14 protein-coding genes and 1 pseudogene are annotated in these 20,164 nt (G+C 32.7%); 8 read left to right on the top strand and 7 right to left on the bottom strand.

Annotation, left to right across the window (positions count from 1 at the left end; all coding sequences use genetic code 11):
- The first annotated feature begins 1 nt into the window (after position 1).
- Positions 2-1,528, top strand: coding sequence for a disulfide bond formation protein DsbI (dsbI, locus tag FBF15_RS07170; RefSeq protein WP_165434619.1), 1,527 nt, complete (start codon positions 2-4; stop codon positions 1,526-1,528).
- A gap of 20 nt (positions 1,529-1,548) precedes the next feature.
- On the opposite strand, the gene queC is transcribed toward dsbI, so the two are convergent.
- Positions 1,549-2,223: a 7-cyano-7-deazaguanine synthase QueC gene (queC, locus tag FBF15_RS07165; protein WP_002779268.1), complete on the bottom strand. Its 675-nt coding sequence runs from the start codon at positions 2,221-2,223 to the stop codon at positions 1,549-1,551.
- Between the two features lie 75 nt (positions 2,224-2,298).
- Between queC and FBF15_RS07160 the strand changes: the two genes are divergently transcribed.
- Together FBF15_RS07160 and FBF15_RS07155 are read left to right on the top strand one after the other, a co-directional pair.
- Positions 2,299-3,525, top strand: a complete 1,227-nt coding sequence (locus tag FBF15_RS07160) for an HD domain-containing protein (RefSeq protein ID WP_038816757.1) — start codon at positions 2,299-2,301, stop codon at positions 3,523-3,525.
- A gap of 91 nt (positions 3,526-3,616) precedes the next feature.
- Positions 3,617-4,013: pseudogene (locus FBF15_RS07155) on the top strand (DUF1440 domain-containing protein).
- Positions 4,014-4,024: 11 nt separating this feature from the next.
- Here the strand turns inward: FBF15_RS07155 and ilvD are convergent.
- The gene (gene ilvD / locus FBF15_RS07150; RefSeq protein WP_165434618.1) at positions 4,025-5,701 is read right to left on the bottom strand and encodes a dihydroxy-acid dehydratase; all 1,677 of its coding nucleotides are present in this window, start codon (positions 5,699-5,701) and stop codon (positions 4,025-4,027) included.
- 159 nt (positions 5,702-5,860) lie between these two features.
- Between ilvD and FBF15_RS07145 the strand changes: the two genes are divergently transcribed.
- From FBF15_RS07145 to FBF15_RS07135, 3 genes are all read left to right on the top strand, one after another.
- Positions 5,861-6,508, top strand: a complete 648-nt coding sequence (locus tag FBF15_RS07145) for a ferritin family protein (protein WP_002853081.1) — start codon at positions 5,861-5,863, stop codon at positions 6,506-6,508.
- Positions 6,509-6,572: 64 nt separating this feature from the next.
- Positions 6,573-6,812 (top strand): ComEA family DNA-binding protein, encoded by a 240-nt coding sequence (locus FBF15_RS07140; protein ID WP_002855574.1) that lies wholly within the window; start codon positions 6,573-6,575, stop codon positions 6,810-6,812.
- 32 nt (positions 6,813-6,844) lie between these two features.
- Complete coding sequence (locus FBF15_RS07135) at positions 6,845-7,420, top strand: ribonuclease HII (protein WP_002853153.1); 576 nt, start codon at positions 6,845-6,847, stop codon at positions 7,418-7,420.
- On the opposite strand, the gene FBF15_RS07130 is transcribed toward FBF15_RS07135, so the two are convergent.
- The 3 genes from FBF15_RS07130 to FBF15_RS07120 form a co-directional block, all read right to left on the bottom strand.
- Complete coding sequence (locus FBF15_RS07130) at positions 7,421-8,866, bottom strand: glutamate synthase subunit beta (protein ID WP_002868986.1); 1,446 nt, start codon at positions 8,864-8,866, stop codon at positions 7,421-7,423.
- Positions 8,867-8,875: 9 nt separating this feature from the next.
- Positions 8,876-13,366, bottom strand: a complete 4,491-nt coding sequence (gltB, locus tag FBF15_RS07125; RefSeq protein ID WP_002908214.1) for a glutamate synthase large subunit — start codon at positions 13,364-13,366, stop codon at positions 8,876-8,878.
- Between the two features lie 133 nt (positions 13,367-13,499).
- Entirely contained in the window at positions 13,500-14,807 is a 1,308-nt protein-coding gene (locus tag FBF15_RS07120) for a Na+/H+ antiporter family protein (RefSeq protein ID WP_072227286.1), read from the bottom strand.
- Positions 14,808-15,010: 203 nt separating this feature from the next.
- On the opposite strand from FBF15_RS07120, the gene FBF15_RS07115 reads away from it, so the two are divergent.
- Both FBF15_RS07115 and FBF15_RS07110 read left to right on the top strand, forming a co-directional pair.
- The gene (locus tag FBF15_RS07115; RefSeq protein WP_002888412.1) at positions 15,011-16,249 is read left to right on the top strand and encodes a sulfite oxidase; all 1,239 of its coding nucleotides are present in this window, start codon (positions 15,011-15,013) and stop codon (positions 16,247-16,249) included.
- A gap of 2 nt (positions 16,250-16,251) precedes the next feature.
- On the top strand, positions 16,252-16,593 hold the full coding sequence (locus tag FBF15_RS07110) for a monoheme cytochrome C (RefSeq protein ID WP_002853099.1): 342 nt from the start codon (positions 16,252-16,254) through the stop codon (positions 16,591-16,593).
- Positions 16,594-16,618: 25 nt separating this feature from the next.
- Here the strand turns inward: FBF15_RS07110 and gyrB are convergent, their stop codons facing one another.
- Together gyrB and dnaN are read right to left on the bottom strand one after the other, a co-directional pair.
- On the bottom strand, positions 16,619-18,928 hold the full coding sequence (gene gyrB / locus FBF15_RS07105; protein ID WP_002859723.1) for a DNA topoisomerase (ATP-hydrolyzing) subunit B: 2,310 nt from the start codon (positions 18,926-18,928) through the stop codon (positions 16,619-16,621).
- A gap of 28 nt (positions 18,929-18,956) precedes the next feature.
- Complete coding sequence (gene dnaN, locus FBF15_RS07100) at positions 18,957-20,024, bottom strand: DNA polymerase III subunit beta (RefSeq protein WP_002872305.1); 1,068 nt, start codon at positions 20,022-20,024, stop codon at positions 18,957-18,959.
- Between the last annotated feature and the right edge of the window lie 140 nt (positions 20,025-20,164).

Raw genomic sequence — 20,164 nt, 5'->3', positions numbered from 1 at the left:
AATGAACGAAATCAATAAAACAAAAAATTTCTACACACTAATGTGTTTAGCAGGCTTTTTGATTATACTCTTGCCTGTAGGTATTGCAAATTTGATATTTGGTTATATGTTGGGCGATAGTCCTTGCACGCTTTGCTGGGGACAAAGAGAAGCAATGATCTTTATCGGTGTAATGGCGCTTTTCATTGTTCGTTATGGTATGAAAGGTAAATACCTTGCTGCTCTTTTAATCATGACAGCAGTAGGGCTTTATCAATCTTTTGCTCACTATGGTAATCACGCTCATAGAGATTTAGATCAAGGTTTTGGTTTAGCAGTTTTTGGTATCCATACTTATTTTTGGGCTGAAGTAGTATTTTGGGCTGTTGTATTGCTCTTAGGTGTGATTTTTGCTTTTGCTCCTAAATTTAATGCTTTTGAAGCTGAACTAAATGGAGAAAAGTTTAGAAAATATACTAAATTTAGCTTTGCAGCAGTTTTAATCAGTGCTATCATCGTAGCATCAAATGTTTTCCAAGCCTTTGTTAGCACAGGTATTCCTCCTTATGTAGGACAAGGCGATCCTGTAAGATTTAGTTTAAATCCAAAATACATCATTTGGAGTAAAGAAGGTTGGAATGGTTTATGGCAAAATATTTCTTTCTTAGGAAAACGCGATGTTAAAGCTCCTGATTATGCTTTTGCACCTGCAAGTGAAAAACTTGGCATAAAATTTGATAATGATATCAACAATGCTCCATTTGCAAAAATCAATGATGAGCTTAAAATCATAAATGAACAAACTATAAATTTTGACAAAGCCATCAATACTCTTGATTATATCAATAACGAATTTGTAGCAAGTTCTAAATGGGATGTAGCTTTCTTAGATAATAATTTTAGCGTTAAAGAAGGTTTTGAACTTGATCCTTATTTTTCAGCTTCTATCGATCCAATCATCGGTATCATACCTTATATGAACGATAAATTCATTCTTATGGGCTCAAACAAATCTTTCTTAAGATTTGCAAAAAATCCTAATGCAAGTGAAGAAGATATCGCTAAACAATACGCTGACTTTGTAAAAGGCAATGATAAATTTAAAGGTCAAGGCGAAAGTTTAGGTCGCGGAAGACTTGATACCGTAAGAGCAAAATTTAACCATGTAGCAAGTATGACTACAGATGGAAATTATCTTTATCTTGCAACTGTTCCAAACAACAAAGACGCTAAAACTTTTGTAATCTCTAAAGTTTCTTTAAAAGATCGTGTTCTTTCAGGAGAATTTACTCCAAAAGCAAATCTTAAAGAAGGTAAAACTTTAGGCGATCTTTATGTAACTTCTATGACTTTTAAAGATGGGGAAATTTATGCACTTAGCAAAAATCACAATGTGATTGCCGTAATTGATCCAGTCAAAGAAGAAGTAGTGAAAACTATCGCTTTCCCAAGCTCTATCACTAATGCTAGAAGCATTTTCTTTAAAGATGGAAAAATCAATATTCTTTCTTATCAAGATGGAGCAAACAAGCTTTATACTTTAAACTAAGCTTTAAGTCCTAGTGAAAACTAGGACTTATATTTAATCTTATCTTTAAATCCTGCTTTTTCAAAACCTCTTAAACGAAGCAAACAACTATCGCACTCCCCACAAGCTTCATCTTCACTCTCATAACAAGACCAAGTAAGTTCTAAAGGTACATTTTCTTTTAAGGCTAGTTCTACAATTTTAGCTTTGTTTAGTCTAACAAGCGGAGTTTTTATACAAACTTTGAAATTCTTACTCGTACCTTCATTGATAAATTCTTGTGCCTTTTGTATAAACTCATCAGTACAGTCAGGATAACCACTGCCATCTTCTTCTACCACCCCTATAAAAATACTCTCACAATTTTCCTTTTCAGCCAAAGATCCTGCTATACTTAAGAAAATTCCATTGCGAAAAGGCACATAAGTGATAGGTGGAGTATCGCTTGTACAAAGCTCATTTTTAGGGATGTCTATACTTTTATCGGTTAAGGCATTGCCCCCTATATCTTTGATAAAACTCACATCTAAAATATAAGATTTTTCTACTTTTAAAGCCTTGCAAATTTGCTTAAAACATTCTTTTTCTTTTTCTTGAGTGCGTTGTTCATAGTCAAAATGCAAAGCGATGATTTCATAACCTTCTTTTTTGGCCAGATAAGCACACAAAGTACTATCCATACCGCCACTTATGATACAAAGTGCTTTTTTACTCATTTTTATCCTTAAATTTGCTATAATTTCACAATTTTAACGAAAATTTTTAAATTTAAATTGCAAAAAGGCAAAAGCATGATAAACATAAAACTCATAGAACACATTTTTAAAGCCGCTTCTATCAGTCGTTGGAATGATTATCCAAGAATGGCAAATTTGGTTGAACTTGACAAACAAGCTCATAAATTCATCATCGCATATTTTATCGCTAAAATGGAAAAAGATGTGGATATGAGAGTGATTATAGAAGGGGGAATTTTTGAGTTTTTAAGTCGTGTTGTGGTAACTGATATACGCCCTGATGTGTATCATGAAATCGTGCGTCAAAAAAAAGCTGAAGTTAATGCTTGGGTTTTAAGCAAAATCGAACCTATGATAGAAGATATAGAAGATGGGGAATTTCTAAAGCGTTTTGAAGCGTATTTAAATGGTAATGCTTATGCTAAAGAAAGACTTATCTTAAAAGCAGCTTCATATTTTGCTACAAGATGGGAATTTAACATAGTTTATCAAACCTCAGCTTTTTTAAATGATATTGATGAGATTAAAAACAAAGTTGAAGAAGAATTAGAAGATTACTATGAGCTTATAGGAGCTAGAAAAATCGCTTTAAATCAAAAAATAGCCAAAATTATTGATCTTAGCGGAAGACTTCGCTTTCAAAAACGTTGGGCTCAAACTCCACGCATACCAGAAACCGCGGTTTTAGGACATATGCTTGTGGTGGCGATTTTAGGATATTTTTACTCACTAAAAATCAAGGCTTGCGATAAAAGACTTGAGAATAATTTTTATTGTGCTTTGTTTCATGATTTGCCAGAGTCTTTAACACGTGATATTATCAGCCCTGTAAAATACGGCATTGATGGACTTCATGATATCATAAATGATTATGAAATGAAACTTATTAATGAAAGAATTTTACCCTTTGTACCTGAGGGTTTAAGGGGTGAGTTTTCTTATATTTTAGGCATTAGAGAAGGTAGAAACGGTGAGTCAAATTTTGTAAAAAATGAGTTTGAAAATCGCACTTATAAAAATGCTAAAATCGAGCTTTGCAGCGGAAGTTTAAGCTCTTTTAATGAAAATGAATTTGGTGCTATAGATGGTAAGGCGCTTAAATACTGCGATAAAATTGCTGCTTATATAGAAGCAGGACTTAGTATAAGTTATGGTGTAAAGTCTAAAGAACTTGAAAGTGGTTTTTTAGGAATGCATGAGTTTTTTAAAGAAAATCCTACCATAGATGGGGTGAATTTTTTTGAAATTTGCGAAAGTTTAAGAGAATATTTTAAAATTTAAATAAGATTTTTATACTCCTATTTTCAATATGTTTTAAATAAAAATATTATAAATTCAAATTTTATTTTGTATAAAACATAAAGGAGTTATTATGAAAAAATACTTTCAAAAGCGCTATACTTTAGCCTTTTTTATAGGTATATTAGCGGGTATTTTCGGAGCTATTGTTAAATGGGGTTGGGAAGTACCTTTTCCTCCAAGAAATCCCAATGTTTTTTGGCCAGCAGATGCTTTAGAACGTGTTACTCCACCTAAAATTTTTCTAGAACAACTAGGCTTACCTACTGAAAGGTGCAGTTTTTGGATTTTTTGTTTATCTTTTTGCCCATGTTATTGTAATGCCTTTAATTGCAGAAGTTCCACCACTTTGTGAAATTCCTTTTGATGAACACCTATCTGAAATTTTTGGCCATATTGTTTGGCTGTGGGGTATGGAAATAGTTCGTAGAGATATAAGAAATCGTATAACCAAAGAAATAGAAGAATGAAAGGTTTCCTTTCATTCCATATCTAAAACCGCACCTTTACTAGCATTGCTAACAAGTTTTTGATACATTCTAAGCCATCTTGAAGGCACTTCTTTTTGAGGCAATACAAATTCTTTTTTGCGTTGAGTGATTTCTTCTTCGCTTAAATTTGCATGGATGGTATAAGCATCTACATCAATTTCTATTTCATCTCCATCTTTTAAAAGTCCTATAAGACCACCTTCAGCTGCTTCAGGGGAAATATGACCGACGCTTAAACCCCTTGTAGCCCCACTAAAACGACCATCGGTGATTAAAGCTACATCAGCACCCAAACCCATACCCATTAAAAGTGAAGTAGGACTTAACATTTCTTGCATACCAGGGCCACCTTTTGGACCTTCATAGCGTATCACACAAACATTTCCTTTTTTCACCTTGCCTTTGATAATGCCTTTTATAGCTTCATCTTGAGAGTTAAAACAAACAGCTTTGCCTTTAAATTTTCTTTCTCCGATTATTCCTGCGGTTTTTATAACACAACCTTGCTCAGCTAAATTTCCAAACAAAATAGCAAGTCCACCTACTTTTGAGTAAGCATTGTCTACTTTGCGAATGATATTTTCATCTTTGATTTTAGCATTTTTTAAGCGTTCTTCGAGACTTTCTCCTGTGATAGTCAGTGCATCAAGTTCTAAAATATGTCCTTGTCTGCTTGAAATTTCAGCCATAACTGCACTCACATCCCCTGCTTTATGAATATCATCCATATAAACACTATTTAGCGATGGGGCTATTTTTGCTATGTGTGCAACTTTACTTGAGATGAAATTTAAATCTTTAATATCTAGTGCCACCCCTGCTTCACGCGAAATGGCAAGCATGTGTAAAACAGTATTGCTACTTCCACCCATTGCCATATCTACTACCATAGCATTACGCACGGCTTTTTGAGTGATGATATTGCGAATTTTAAAACGCTCATCTAAGGCGATTTCACAAATACGACGCGCTGCTTTTCTTAAAAGCTCTTCTCTTTCTTTGCTTAAAGCTAAGATGGTTCCATTACCTTCTAGTGCTATACCCATAGCTTCGCATAAGGTATTCATAGAATTTGCTGTAAACATTCCCGAGCAAGATCCACCACTTGGACAGGCTGAACATTCTATATCTTTAAATTCTTCTTCGCTAATTTTTTTGGCTTCATAAGCCCCTACGGCTTCAAAAACAGAGCTAAGACTGATCTTTTCTCCTTTTTTGGTTACTCCTGAAGCCATAGGTCCACCACTTACAAAAATGGTTGGAACATTTACTCTTAAAGCTCCCATTAACATACCAGGAGTGATTTTATCGCAGTTTGGAATACAGATTAAAGCATCAAGTTGATGAGCATTCATCACTGTTTCAATGGAATTTGCGATGATTTCACGACTTGGTAAAGAATAAAGCATACCTTCATGTCCCATAGCTATACCATCATCTACACCTATGGTATTAAACTCAAAAGGCACACAACCATTTTTGCGTATCTCATCTTTAATGATTTTAGCATAATCATTTAAAAAATAATGTCCTGGGATTATGTCTATATAGCTATTTGCTACACCTATAAAAGGTTTGTCAAAATCTTCATCTTTCAAACCACAAGCACGAAGTAAAGAACGATTAGGTGCTTTTAAATGTCCTTTTTTTATCGCATCGCTTCTCATTGTAACTCCTGATAATAATTTTTTAAAATTATATTTAGCAAAGCTTAATTTTTGTGAAATTTATTTTGATATACATTTTCATAAATGATAAAAATTATTAATTGACAAAAATATTTTTTTATAATACAATGCTTTTTGATAATCAAAAAAGGAGTCAAAATGAGACAATATGAAACCTATAAATGCCAAAAATGTGGTAATGAAGTAGAAGTTCAAAATGTAGGTGGAGGTAAGCTTAGTTGTTGTGGTGAAGAAATGAAATGTATCACTACAGATTTAACTGCAGTAAATTTAATGAAAGCTTTTGCAGGCGAATCTATGGCAAGAAACAAATACGATTTATTTGCTGATGTGGCTGAAGAAGAAGGTTGGCATGCGGTTGCTAGACATTTTAGAGAAGCGGCTGAAAATGAAAAATGGCATGCAAGAGCAGAATTTAAAGCTTATCATGAAATCGTTGATGGCAAACCTTTAGAAGTAACTACAAAAAACCTAGTAACTGCTGCAGAAGGTGAAAACTATGAGCACACAACTATGTATCCAAATTTTGCAAAAATCGCTGAAGATGAAGGCAAAAAGGCTATAGCGAGATTATTTACAGCTATTGGTAAAGTAGAAATCGAACACGAAAGAGAATATCTAGCGCTTAAAAAAATGCTCGAAGAAGAAGAATTTTTTAATAGTGAAGTAGAAGAATTATGGGTTTGTGAAGTATGCGGACATATACATCGTGGCAAAAAAGCTCCAGCAGCCTGTCCTTTATGTAAAGCACCAAAAGAGTATTTTAAACGCGAATTTTTGGGTTAAGTTAAGAAATTCTTATCCTTTTTAAGATAATATTATAATTATTTTTTAATAAAAGGATAAGAAAATGAAAAAATTACTATTTTTATTTTTTGCTTTAACAGCTTTTCTCTTTGGTGCTGTAAATATCAACACTGCAACACTAAAAGAATTAAAAAGTTTAAATGGTATTGGCGAAGCTAAGGCTAAAGCGATTTTAGAATACCGCAAAGAAGCAAATTTTACAAGTATTGATGATCTTAAAAAAGTTAAAGGCATAGGTGATAAGCTTTTTGAAAAAATCAAAAATGATATCACAGTAGAATAAAAGGGCATTTTTACCCTTCTTTTTAGAAAAATTTGAAAACTTTATTTGACACAAAAGAACTTTTAAACGAATTTGATATAAATTTAATCGGTATTGATGAAGCAGGACGCGGTGCTTTAGCAGGTCCTATGATGATGGCAGCTTGCAAACTGAACAAACAACTTGATGGGTTGTGTGATTCTAAAAAACTAAGCGAAAAAAAACGCGAAGAACTTTATGAAATCATCATCAAAAATTCAAACTATCTCATACTTGCTTTTTCTTCAGAACAAATCGACGCACTAGGCTTAAGCACTTGTTTAAAAAAAGGCTTAAAACTTATAAAAAAGCATTTTAAAACAGAAAATAACTTCTTATATGATGGAAACACCAACCTAGGTATAAACGGGATAAAAACACAAATCAAAGCCGACACTAGCATTTTGCAAGTAAGTGCAGCTAGCATACTCGCAAAAGTTAGTAAAGATAGGGTGATGAATTTCTTAGCTAAAGACTTTCCTTGTTATGAATTTGAAAAAAACAAAGCCTATGGCACAAAAGCTCATAAAGAATTTATAGCTAAATTTGGAATTTGCAAACTCCACCGAAAAAGTTTTAAACTTTTATGATTATTTTGCTAAATTTTGATGCAAACTCAAAGCACATTCTATACCATCTTTTATAGCCCAAACAACTAAAGATTGTCCTTTTCTAGCATCTCCACAAGCAAAGATTTTTTTATGAGTGGTTTGGAAATTTTCTGTGCTTATGTTGTTTTTCTCATCTAATTTCACTCCAAAATTTTTAGCGATAGCTTCTTCGCACCCGCTAAAACCCATAGCTAAAAGCACTAAATCCGCTTTATAAGTTTTTTTAGAATTTGAAATTTCAACATTTATAGCTTTGCCTTCTTTAAACTCGCGTTTTAAATCATTTGCTTCAACACATTCTACATGAGTTTTTCCTAAAAATTTCTTTGTCATTTTTTGATATTCCCTAGGATCTTTGCCATATACAGCAATGGCTTCTTCTAAACCATAATCAGTAGTAAAAATGTCAGCTTTTAAAGGCCAAGGATTGTTTTGGCTTCTTTGCAAAGGTCTTTTTGGACTTCTTTCAAAACGCACTATAGATTTAGCCCCTTGTCTTGTCGCCACAGCAATACAATCCACACTTGTATCCCCGCTTCCTATAACCAAGACATTTTTACCTTTGGCCGTATCTGCACCCTTGCCTGTTTTTAACAAAGTTTTGGTATTTTGCGTTAAAAAATCAAGGGCAAATTCAACCCCTTTTAGCTTTCTACCTTCTATATCAAGATCTATAGGCTTACTTGCTCCTGTACAAAGCACCAAAGCATCAAATTCTTTTAGAAGTTTTGAAACCTTATCTTTGCTGTCTATATTTTCATTCACTTTAAACTCAATCCCATTTTTTTTAAGCAAATCCACCCGTCTTTGAACTATACTTTTATCAAGCTTCATATCAGGGATACCATACATCAAAAGTCCGCCTATTTTATCACTTCTTTCAAAAACACTTACTTTATAACCTAGTGAATTTAAAGTATTAGCACAAGCAAGACCAGCAGGCCCACTTCCTATGACAGCGATTTTTTTGCCATTGTATTGCTTAGGTTTATTTACTCTTACTAAATTTTCTTTAAAAGCATTTTCTATAATGGATAATTCATTATTTTTGATACTCACACTTGTGCCATTTATCGCACACACACAAGAATCCTCACAAGGAGCAGGGCAAACACGACCGGTAAATTCAGGAAAAGGATTGGTAAGATCAAGTCTTTCATAAGCTTCTTTCCATAAAGAACGATAAATAAGATCGTTCCATTCAGGAATGAGATTGTTTAAAGGACAGCCCACATCTTTTCCTTCGCTCATCACACCCGTATGACAAAAGGCTACACCACAATCCATACATCGTCCGCCCTGAATTTCTTGTTCTTTTTTATCCAAAGGTATAGTAAATTCTTTGTAATTTAAAACCCTTTCCTTAGGAGCAATTTTTTTAAAATCCATTCTTTTAAAATCTAAAAAACCTCTTGCATTTCCCATTTTTACTCCTTATTTTTGTGTGATTTTCAAAAATGCTGCTAAATTTGGATCTTTTTCATTTTTACAAAGATCAAGCATTTTTAACATCTTTTCATAATCTCTTGGCATGACTTTAAAAAAGTCTTTTTTATCGAATTTTTCTAAAATATCTTTAGCCTTTTTAGAATCTGTATAAGTGATATGTTTTTCTATCACAGCTTTTAATTCTTTTTCATCCTTAGCATTAAGATCTTTAATATCCACAAGCTCGGTATTTACATGAGCTTCATTGTGTCTTCCAAAGATATAAACAACGCCCCCACTCATACCAGCAGCGAAATTCGCACCCACATCTCCAAGAACTACAACTTGTCCACCTGTCATATATTCACAACCATGCACGCCTGTTCCTAAAACCACAGCCAAAGCCCCTGAATTTCTTACACAAAATCTTTCCCCTGCTATACCATCTAAATACACTTCACCTTTTGTAGCTCCGTATAAACAAGCATTTCCTGCGATGATATTTTCTTCAGGTGAAAAAGTGGCTTCATTTGAAATTTTTGCTATGATTTTACCACCACTTAAACCCTTGCCTAAATAATCATTGCTATCGCCTACAATCTCAAGTTTAATACCCTTTAACAAAAACGCTCCAAAGCTATTGCCTGCATTGCCTATAGCTTTGATATGGATACTATCTTCATCTAAAGCATCTTTTCCATAAGTTTTTAAAATTTCGCTTGAAAGCATAGTTGCAAAAGTACGACTTTGATTTCCTACTTCTAAAGAAAGTTTGATAGGCTCTTTTTTCTCCACAGCATTTTTACAAAGTGGTAGTAAAATTCTATAATCAATCGTTTTTTCAAGTTTATTGTCTTTATAATCTTTAAAATGCACAGCGGTTCTATTATAAGTAGGCAAGGATTTTAAAATTTTATCTAAATTTAGCTTTCCTGCTTTACCTTGCACACTTTTTTGGCGGAGTTTATCCACGCGACCTATCATATCATCTAGGCGTTCAAAACCAAGCCTTGCCATGTATTCTCTAAGCTCCTCAGCTATAAAATACATGAAATTAATCACATCATCTACTTTGCCTTTGAAACGATCTCTAAGTTCTGTATCTTGAGTGGCTATACCAAAAGGACAGGTATTTAGATGACAAACTCTCATCATTGTACAACCTAAAACAATCAAAGGCGCGGTTGCAAAACCAAATTCTTCAGCTCCTAAAAGTGCTGCTATGGCTAAATCACGCCCATTCATAAGCTTTCCATCAGTTTCTAATCTTACCCTATCTCTAAGCTTATTTAAGATCAAAGTTTGATGCGTTTCAGCTAAGCCTAACTCCCAAGGAATTCCAGCATGCGGTATAGAAGTTCTAGGACTTGCACCCGTACCTCCATCATAACCTGAAACAAGGATTAAATTCGCGCCTGCCTTAGCCACACCTGCAGCAACCGTTCCTATGCCATTTTCGCTTACAAGTTTTACTGAAATTTTAGCGTCTTTGTTCGCATGTTTTAAATCATAAATGAGTTGAGCCAAATCCTCAATAGAATAAATATCATGATGAGGAGGTGGGGAAATAAGCGTCACACCTGCAGTAGAATGTCTAGCCTTAGCTATCCAAGGATAGACTTTAAAGCCCATTAATTGTCCGCCCTCACCTGGTTTTGCACCTTGAGCGACTTTGATTTGAATTTCTTTTGCATGACTTAAGTAGTTTAAATCCACGCCAAAACGCCCACTTGCTACTTGCTTAATGGCTGAGTTTTTATCCACACCCTCTTTGATTTCATAGCGTTCTTCATCCTCGCCACCTTCACCTGAATTTGATTTAGCACCTATTTTATTCATAGCCTGTGCTAAACACTCGTGTGCTTCTTTAGAAATAGAACCATAACTCATCGCTCCTGTTCTAAAGCGTTTAACTATACTTTCTACACTTTCAACCTTATCTATACTGATAGCTTCACTAAAATCAAATTCCATCAAAGAACGCAAATTAACTTGTTTTTCATCTACTAAAGCCGAGTATTTTTTAAAGCTTTTATAGTCTTTGTTGCGACAGGCTTGCTGAAGATTAAAAATCACAAGTGGATCGATTAAATGTTCTTCTTTAGCACTTCTAAAACCATGAATTCCTTTAGAATCTAAAGCCTTATGCGTATCGTTAAAAGCATGTTTATGTAAAGCAATGAGCTCTTTTTCAAAATCTTCTAAATCCATACCTTCAATGCGTGAAGTTGTAGAAGTGAAGTATTTATCAATCACTTTAGAGCTTAAGCCCAGACATTCAAAAAGTGCAGAGCCATTATAACTTTGCAAGGTAGAAACTCCCATTTTAGAAGCAATTTTGACTATGCCACTTGAACTTGCCTTGATGAAATTTTCTACCGCCTTTTCATAACTTAAATTTAAATCTTTATTGACAATGAGTTTTTGTATGCTCTCATAAACCAAATAAGGATTAATAACAGTCGCACCATAACCTAAAAGACATGCAAAATGATGAATTTCTCTAGGTTCACCACTTTCGATAATAAGACTTGTGTGTGTTCTTAAATTTTTTCTTACTAGATGATTATGCACTCCAGAAACAGCAAGCAAAGCGGGGATATAAGCGTTTTTTTCATCCACTCCTTTATCGCTTAAAATGATAATGGAAACACCTTTTTTAACCTCATCTTCTATCTTAACGCAAAGCTCATCTAAAGCCTTTTCTAAAGTTTTTTTAGAATAATCATAAAGTATAGAAAATTCTTTAACTTGAAATTTATTTAAAGCCTTAACTTCAAAAAGTTCTTCATTGCTTATCACAGGCAAGGCTATTTTTACGCGTTTTGCATTGTTTTCATCAGGTTTTAATAAATTGCCTTCGCTTCCTAGATAAATCCTTGTAGAAGTAACAATCTCTTCTCTTATGGCATCAAGAGGAGGATTAGTTACTTGTGCAAAAAGTTGTTTAAAATAATTATACAAAGGTTGATAAGTTTTAGAAAGTATAGCCAAAGGAGTATCTACACCCATAGCTGCTATAGCTTCTTTACCATTTTGAGCCATAGCAGCCACACTCATTTTAAGCTCATCATAACTCCAACCAAAAGCTTTTTGGAGTTTTAAAACCTCATCTTCTTTTAAAAACTGATGTTTATAAACTCCGCTTTTTTGTTTTTCAAGTTCAACTAAATTTTTAAGCCATTTTTTATAAGGCTTAGCATTAGCATAATGCTCTTTGATTTCATTATCAGCTATAACCCTACCTCTTGCTGTATCAACGAGTAAAAGTTTTCCAGGTTCTAAGCGTTTTTTGGCTTTGATATTTTTTTCATCAAGTTTTAAAGCCCCTGTTTCACTTGAAAGTATGAGCATATCATCTTTTGTAAGATAATACCTTGAAGGACGAAAACCATTTCTATCCAAACTCGCCCCCATAATCACTCCATCAGTAAAAACTATAGCAGCAGGCCCGTCCCAAGGCTCCATCAATAAAGAATGATATTCATAAAAAGCACGCTTTTTGCTTTCCATATTTTCATTTTTATGCCAAGGTTCTGGCACCATCATCATAAAAGCTTCTTCTAAAGTACGACCATTTAGAGCTAAAAATTCTAAAGTATTATCAAACATTGCAGAATCACTGCTAGGCTTAGCTATGATAGGAAAAATTTCATCTAAATTTTCAAAATACTCACTTTGCATCAAGCCTTCTCTAGCTCTTATGCTATCAACATTTCCGCGTATGGTATTAATCTCTCCATTATGCACCATATAACGGTTTGGATGGGCTCTTTCCCAACTTGGGAAGGTATTAGTCGAAAAGCGAGAATGCACCAAAGCGATGGCTGATTTCATATTGACATCTTTAAAATCAAGATAAAAATCGCTCAATTGAGTTGAAAGAAGCATTCCTTTATAAACTATGGTGCGTGAAGAAAAACTTGAAAAATAAAATTTTGGCACATTAATAGCTCTTTTTTCTATAAGGCGACGCGTACTATAAAGCACTCTTTCAAACTCAAGTCCTGCACTTATTTTACTTGGTTTTTTCACAAAGGCTTGTAAAAAATAAGGCATAGCTTTTAAAGCACTTGCACCTATATCGCTAGGATTAAAAGGCACTTCTCTAAAACCTAAAAATTCAAGTTTTTTATCCTTTAAACCTTGTAAAAATATCTCTTTTGCTTCTTCTTTTGCATCAGTATTGGGTGATAAAAACATCTGTGCTACGGCATAATCACCCTTTTTAGGAAGTTCAAAACCCAATTCTTGAGTTTTAAAAAAATCATGTGGAATTTGGATCAAAATCCCCGCCCCATCACCTGAATTTTCTTCAGCTCCTGCACCACCTCGGTGCTCAAGATTCATCAAAATTTCTAAAGCATCACAAATAACCTTATAAGAAGCAATACCGCGTATATTAGCAACTGCAGCGATACCACAGGCATCGTGTTCGTTCTTTGGGTGATATAAACCTATGCTTTGATTATTTTCTAGGATATTTTCTAAATCCATTTTGCTCTCCTTATAAGACTGATTTAAATTTTGTTAGCTTTATAAGGATTATAGCATACATTTTTTTAAAATCGATATAATTTTTATCTTAAAAATAAATAAATTAAAAAATATTTTGATAGATTTGTAAAAATTATAAAAACATGGCGATAATACTACCTAAAATCAATAATGGGCCATTATAAAAAATAAAAGTTGGTATGCAAGTATCTTTAATGTGATCGTGTTGTTTATCAGCATTTAATCCTACAGTAGTTCCCATGGTTGTTTCACTGGCTGGACTTCCTGCATCTCCTAAAGCTCCTGCTACTCCTAAGATAAATATAATAAGTGCTGTACTAAAACCAAGTTCCAAACAAATAGGACAAAAAAGCGTAGCTATGATAGGTATAGTTCCAAAAGAAGTACCTATACCCATAGTGATGATAAGTCCTATTAAAAGCATGAAAAATACTGCTAAAAATTTACTTTGCTCCATCCAAGGAACGACTGAATTTACAAGATCTACTACTGATCCACTTTCTTTTAAAACTTCTCCATATCCTGCAGCAACAAGTATAACAAAAGCTATAAAACCCATCATTTTAAGCCCATCATCAAAAACTTCATTGACTTTTGAAAATTCAACTCCACCCAAAATAACCATTAAAACAAAACCCAAAAGCCCTGATAAAGGTAAATTCATAGTCAAAATTTGCAAAATTAAAGTTAAAACAAGCCCAGCTAAAACACCCCATTCTTTACGCGTCATTTCAAGATTTTCTAAATCCACTTTAGCAATTTCTACTTCTTGATACTCTCTTGACTTACGATAAAACACAAAAAGCGCTAGAAAAAGTCCTGCTATCATACAAATAGCAGCGAAATACATAGTATTTGTAACATCATTTAAAGATACACTTACATTATTTGCATTTAAATTATCTTTTAAAAGATCTTGAAAAGTAAGTCCAAAGCCTACTGGCAAAACCATATAAGGCGTAGTAAGTCCAAAAGTTAAAGCACAAGCAACCGCTCTACGATCGATTTTAAGTTTATTAAAAAGACTTAAAAGAGGTGGAATCAACAAAGGTATAAAAGCCACATGAATAGGAATTAAATTTTGAGAAAAACAAGAAATCAAAGCTATAGACAAAAGCAATAAATATTTTTTATGAGATATAAAATGACTTACTATCTTAATCAAATATGCAGTTAAATTTGTCTTTGAAATCGCTGCGGCAATGGCCCCTAAAAGTATATAGCTAAGAGCTGTTTTTAAATTTTCTTTCATTCCGCTTATAAGTATATTCATAGTATCTACGAGTTCAAGATGAGAAAATACACCTGCAACAAGAGCTGAGATCAAAAGACTCAAAAGTACATTAAAACGAAACAAACAAAGTAAAGTCATCAAAACAACACTGATAATGATAGGATTAGTAAGTAAAGTCAAAATTATTCCTTAAATAATTTTAAAAATTTAATTGTAGAAAAAACTTAGTTAAAATGTAATAAAACTCGAACATATAATGATTTTATTTTAATATGCAAAATTATAAAAATAATTATTTTTTTTAATCAAAAAGATTAATATAATCAATTATTTAAATTCCTAAAATTTATAATAAAATAAAAAAATCATAAAAATATAAGGATATTTCAATGAAACAAAACAATCAAAAAGAAGATCGCAGAAATTTCTTAAAAAATATAGGATTTGGTTTGCTTGGCATCAGTGTATTGTCAAATTTTTCTTTTGAGAATTTTTTAGGAAGTAAGGCTTTGGCAAAAGAATTGCCTGATTTTAAAATAGAAGGTAAAAAAGATCTTATCTACCATGGCGAAAAACCATTAACAGCAGAAACTGAAATTTATGCTCTTGATTCTGATTTTACCAAACCTGAAAATTTCTTTGTTAGAAATAATGGCTTACCACCAAGCCTAGAAACGATAAAAGAAAGACTTCACAAAGGTTGGACTTTAGAAATCGATGGAGAAAGCATTATCAATAAAAAATCTTACACCATAGAAGATTTAAAAAAGAAATTTAAAACCTATACTTATGCCTTAACAGTTGAATGCGGTGGAAATGGTAGATCCGAAGTTATACCTAGCACAAAAGGAACTCAATGGGGTTATGGTGCAGTAGCTTGCGGTAGATGGACAGGAGTACGTTTAAAAGATATTTTAAAAGATTGTGGCATCAAAAATGATGCGGTTTATATCGGATATTATGGCATAGATACAAAATTAAATGGTGAAGAAACTTCACCTATTAGTAGAGGAGTTCCTATTTCTAAAGCTTTACAAGATGAAACTCTAATAGCTTGGGCTTATGAAGGCAAAGATATTCCTTTAGTCAATGGCTATCCACTTAGACTTGTTTGTGGTGGTTACCCTGCAAGTACAAGTGGTAAATGGCTTTATAAAATTTCAGTAAGAAATAAAATTCATGATGGTGAAAAAATGGAAGGTTCTTATAAAGTTCCTGTAAATCCGGTAAAACCAGGAGATTTTAACTATAAAGGCGAGATGAAAATCATAGAATCAATGCCTATAAGATCTGTAATTACTAATATCAAAAATGGTTCTGAAATAAAAGCAAATAAAAAATTTGAAGTTAGAGGTAAAGCTTGGGCTGGAGAACTTGAAGTTAGTGAAGTTTATATAAGCAATGATTATGGCGTAACATGGACTAAAGCAAAGGTAGAAAAACCATTAAATAGATTAGCATGGCAAAAATGGAGTGCTCAAATATCAATACCAACAAAAGGATATTATGAAATTTGGGCAAGAGCTATCGATAGTCAAGGTAACAGTCAACCTATGGTTTTAGCACAGTGGAATCCAGGAGGATATATCAATAATGCATGCCATAGAGTTAATATTTATGGAGTTTAAGTATGAAAAAAATTATATTGATCTTAGCATTGTTTTTAAGTGCAAGTTGGGCTCAAAATCTTGAAATTAACCCTGATACAGGATTGATTATCGATCCTGATTCACCTTTAGTGGAAGCAAATTGTTTAGCTTGTCATGGATCCAATCTCATTACTAATATGCATGCAAGTAGAAAAGCTTGGTTAGCAGCTATAAGATGGATGCAAGATAGTGAAGGACTTTGGGAAATAGAACCTGAAGATGAAGAAAAAATTTTAAATTATCTTGAAAAATATTATGGAGAAAAATACGATACAAGAAGAAGAATTCCTCTAGCTATACTCTTACAAAACAAAACTCATTGAAGAAATCATTTCTTCAATGATAAATTTACACATCCAAATGCTTTACATCTTTAGCGTGTGCTTGGATATAATCGCGTCTTGGTTCAACCTCATCACCCATAAAGAGATTAAAGGTATCATTTGCACTTTGTGCATCTTCAATAGTGATTTTTAAAAGTCTTCTTACACTTGGATCCATTGTGGTTTCCCAAAGTTGCTCAGGATTCATTTCCCCTAAACCTTTATAGCGTTGTATAGTAGCACCTTTTTTAGCATTGGTTTCAACATCTTCAAGAACTTCTAAAATATCTTTATCAAATTCCAAGCCTCTATCTTTAATCTTATCAAAAATATAATTTGCTTCTTCATATAGTGGATGAGTGAAAAGTTCTTCATTGATCACAAGTTCTTCTAAGCCATTTTGAGTTTGAACGAAAGCTCGAATTTCATTTTCGTTGATATAATGATTTAAGATATTGTGTCCTTGTGTTTCTAAAAATTGTTTGATTACACTAAATAATTCTTCATTATTTCCTTTAACTAAATTTGAATTTTCTATCATATAGCGTATCACAGAAATCACATTAAAACGCTTTTCAAGATCTTTTAAAATCGCACGATAAGCTGCAACGATTTTTAAATAATCTTTTAAATCATTCATTCCTATACCTTCATAGTTTAAACCTTCTATTCCTGTTTCTATCAGGTATTCGCTCAAAGCTTTTTCATCCTTTAAATAAATTTGCTTTTTAGCTTTTTTATAAAGATATAAAGGTGGTTGTGCTAGATAAATATGTCCATTTGCTACAAGTTCATTCATAAAACGGAAGAAGAAAGTTAAAAGCAAGGTTTGTATATGTGATCCATCAACATCCGCATCTGTCATGATGATGATTTTATGATATCTAAGTTTTGAAAGATCAAAATCTTCACCTATACCACAGCCAAAAGCGGTAATCATATTTTGAATTTGCTCAGATTTTAAAATTTTATCTAATCTTGCTTTTTCAACATTTAAAATTTTACCACGCAAAGGCAATATAGCTTGAAAAGATCTTTCTCTACCTTGTTTTGCAGAACCTCCTGCAGAATCCCCTTCCACAAGATAAATTTCACTTTCACTTGGATCTTTACTTTGACAATCAGCTAATTTCCCTGGTAAAGTTCCTACGCTTAAACTTTCTTTTTTACGCGTTAATTCTCTAGCTTTTTTCGCTGCTTCTCTTCCTCTAGCTGCCATTAAGGCTTTGTTCATTATAGCTTTAGCTTCGATAGGATTTTCTTCAAAATATTTAGTCAAATATTCAAAACTTGCTTTTGAAACTATAGGACGCACATAAGTTGAACCAAGTTTTCCTTTGGTTTGTCCTTCAAATTGTGGTTCAGGCACCTTTACACTCACAATAGCGATCAAACCTTCACGCACATCATCACCCGTGATTTTATTATCCTTTTCTCTAGCACTTGCATTTGCTTCTATATAGTTACTTATCACACGAGTTAAACCCATTCTAAAACCAGCTTCGTGTGTTCCACCATCTGGAGTTTTGATATTATTTACAAAAGAGAGTAAATTTTCACTATAAGTATCATTGTAAAGCAAAGCTACTTCAACATTCACATCTTCTTCATCTACGCTAAAGAAAATTGCTTTAGTTAAAGCTTCTTTTTTATTTAAGTCTGTAACAAACTGAGAAATTCCACCTTCAAAGTGAAAACTTTCATGTTTGCCTACGCGGTTATCTTTAAAATTTATAGTGATTTTTGGATTTAAGTATGCAAGTTCACGAAATCTTTTAGCCAAAATTTCATAATCAAATTCAGTCACTTCAAAAATTTGATCATCAGGCCAAAATTCTATAGTTGTTCCTGTTTTTTTACTTTTTCCTATCACACCAAATTCACTGATAACTTTACCTTCTGAAAATTCTTGACGATAAATTTCTCCATTTCTTTCAACTGTAGCTACAAGTTTTTTAGAGAGTGCATTTACAACCGAAACCCCAACACCGTGCAAACCGCCTGAAACTTTATAAGTATCTTTATCGAATTTTCCCCCTGCATGTAGGACAGTTAAAACAACAGTTAAAGTTGGCATATTTTCAGTTGGGTGCATATCAACAGGAATACCACGACCATTATCACTAACTATACAGCTTCCTTCAGTAGTGATTTCTACATCTATAGTATCACAATGTCCTGCCATAGCTTCATCGATAGAATTATCCACAACTTCATAAATCATATGATGAAGTCCGCCTATGTTTGTATCTCCTATATACATACCTGGGCGTTTTCTAACAGCTTCTAAGCCTTTTAGGACTTTAATATTACTCGCACCGTAATTTTCTTGCATATTTTTCCTTTATCTTTTACTTGTTTTATTACAAAATCATAGGCATGATAATCATTGATAGTCCTTGGGATTTGACTATAAATGCTGAATTAGGTTCATTTACACTTAAAGTGAATTTTTCTTCTTCTATAGAAGTTAAAAAATCAAGTAAATATTTGATTTTTATAGTAAGATTAAATTCTTCACTTACTCCTGTTTGAATTTCAAGTTCTGTTTTTGCTTCCATATTGTCTAAACTTATACCTTCAAAGATGATTTTATCTTTGTTAAAATGAAGTCTCATTTTTTCAGTTACAACGCTGATTTTTTTAAGACTATCTATAAAATCTTCAGTTGAAAAACTGAGTTCTTGTTTGAAAGTTTTTGGTATAACTTTTTCATAATCTGGAAATTTATCATTGATAAGTTTTGTAAAGAATTCAAAATTTTCATTTTTAGCGATAAGCATATTTTGATCATAAAAAATTTCTATTTTTTCATAGAAAAGTTTTTGCATTTCCATGATAGCTTTTTTAGGGATACTAAAACTAAATTCTTGATTATTTGCTTTTTCTAAAGTATAGATTGCAAGGCGTTTTGTATCAGTTCCTACGAAGTTAATTTTATCTGTTTTTATATCTAAAAATGCACCATTTAAGGAGTATTTTGGGTTGTTTGTATCAATACTTGGTAATATCTTTTTAAGAGAACGACTTAAGTCACTTGAATCAATGTCAAATTGGTTTTTTCCTTCTGTATTTGGAAAATTTGGAAAATCTTCATGATTAAACATAGGAAGTTTGTATTTTGTGCTTTTTTGTCTTATAAATAAAAAATTATCAATGGTTTCTAAAACAACTTCTTCATTGTTTAAGCTTTTAATAACATCTGCAATACTTTTTGCGTTTGCAGTAGCAAAACCACTTGATTCTACGCGGATTTTTTTTATCTTATAGTTGATACCTATTTCATAATCACTAGCTCTAATAAGAAGTTTATCTTCATCAGCATGAAAAAAAAGATGAGAAGTAATGGTGCTTGAGTCTTTTTTTTCTACATAAGCATTACATAAAATCACTGCAGATTCTAAAGTATTTTTATTGATACTTAACTTCATTTTTTCTCCTTGGTTTATTTTAATTTTAAATTCGTTGTAATAATAAGCTTGTTGAAATTGTGAAATTCTTCAAAGCAAAATAATCAAATTTGTATTTTATCATACTTTGCTTAATTTCTTTTTTTCACACTCTAGAATTT

It is taken from the genome of Campylobacter sp. CFSAN093233 (assembly GCF_011068165.1).
In the GTDB taxonomy this organism is placed as follows: domain Bacteria; phylum Campylobacterota; class Campylobacteria; order Campylobacterales; family Campylobacteraceae; genus Campylobacter_D; species Campylobacter_D jejuni.
The sequence above is the reverse complement of the archived record's forward strand: the minus strand, read 5'-3'. Positions and strand labels throughout refer to the sequence as shown.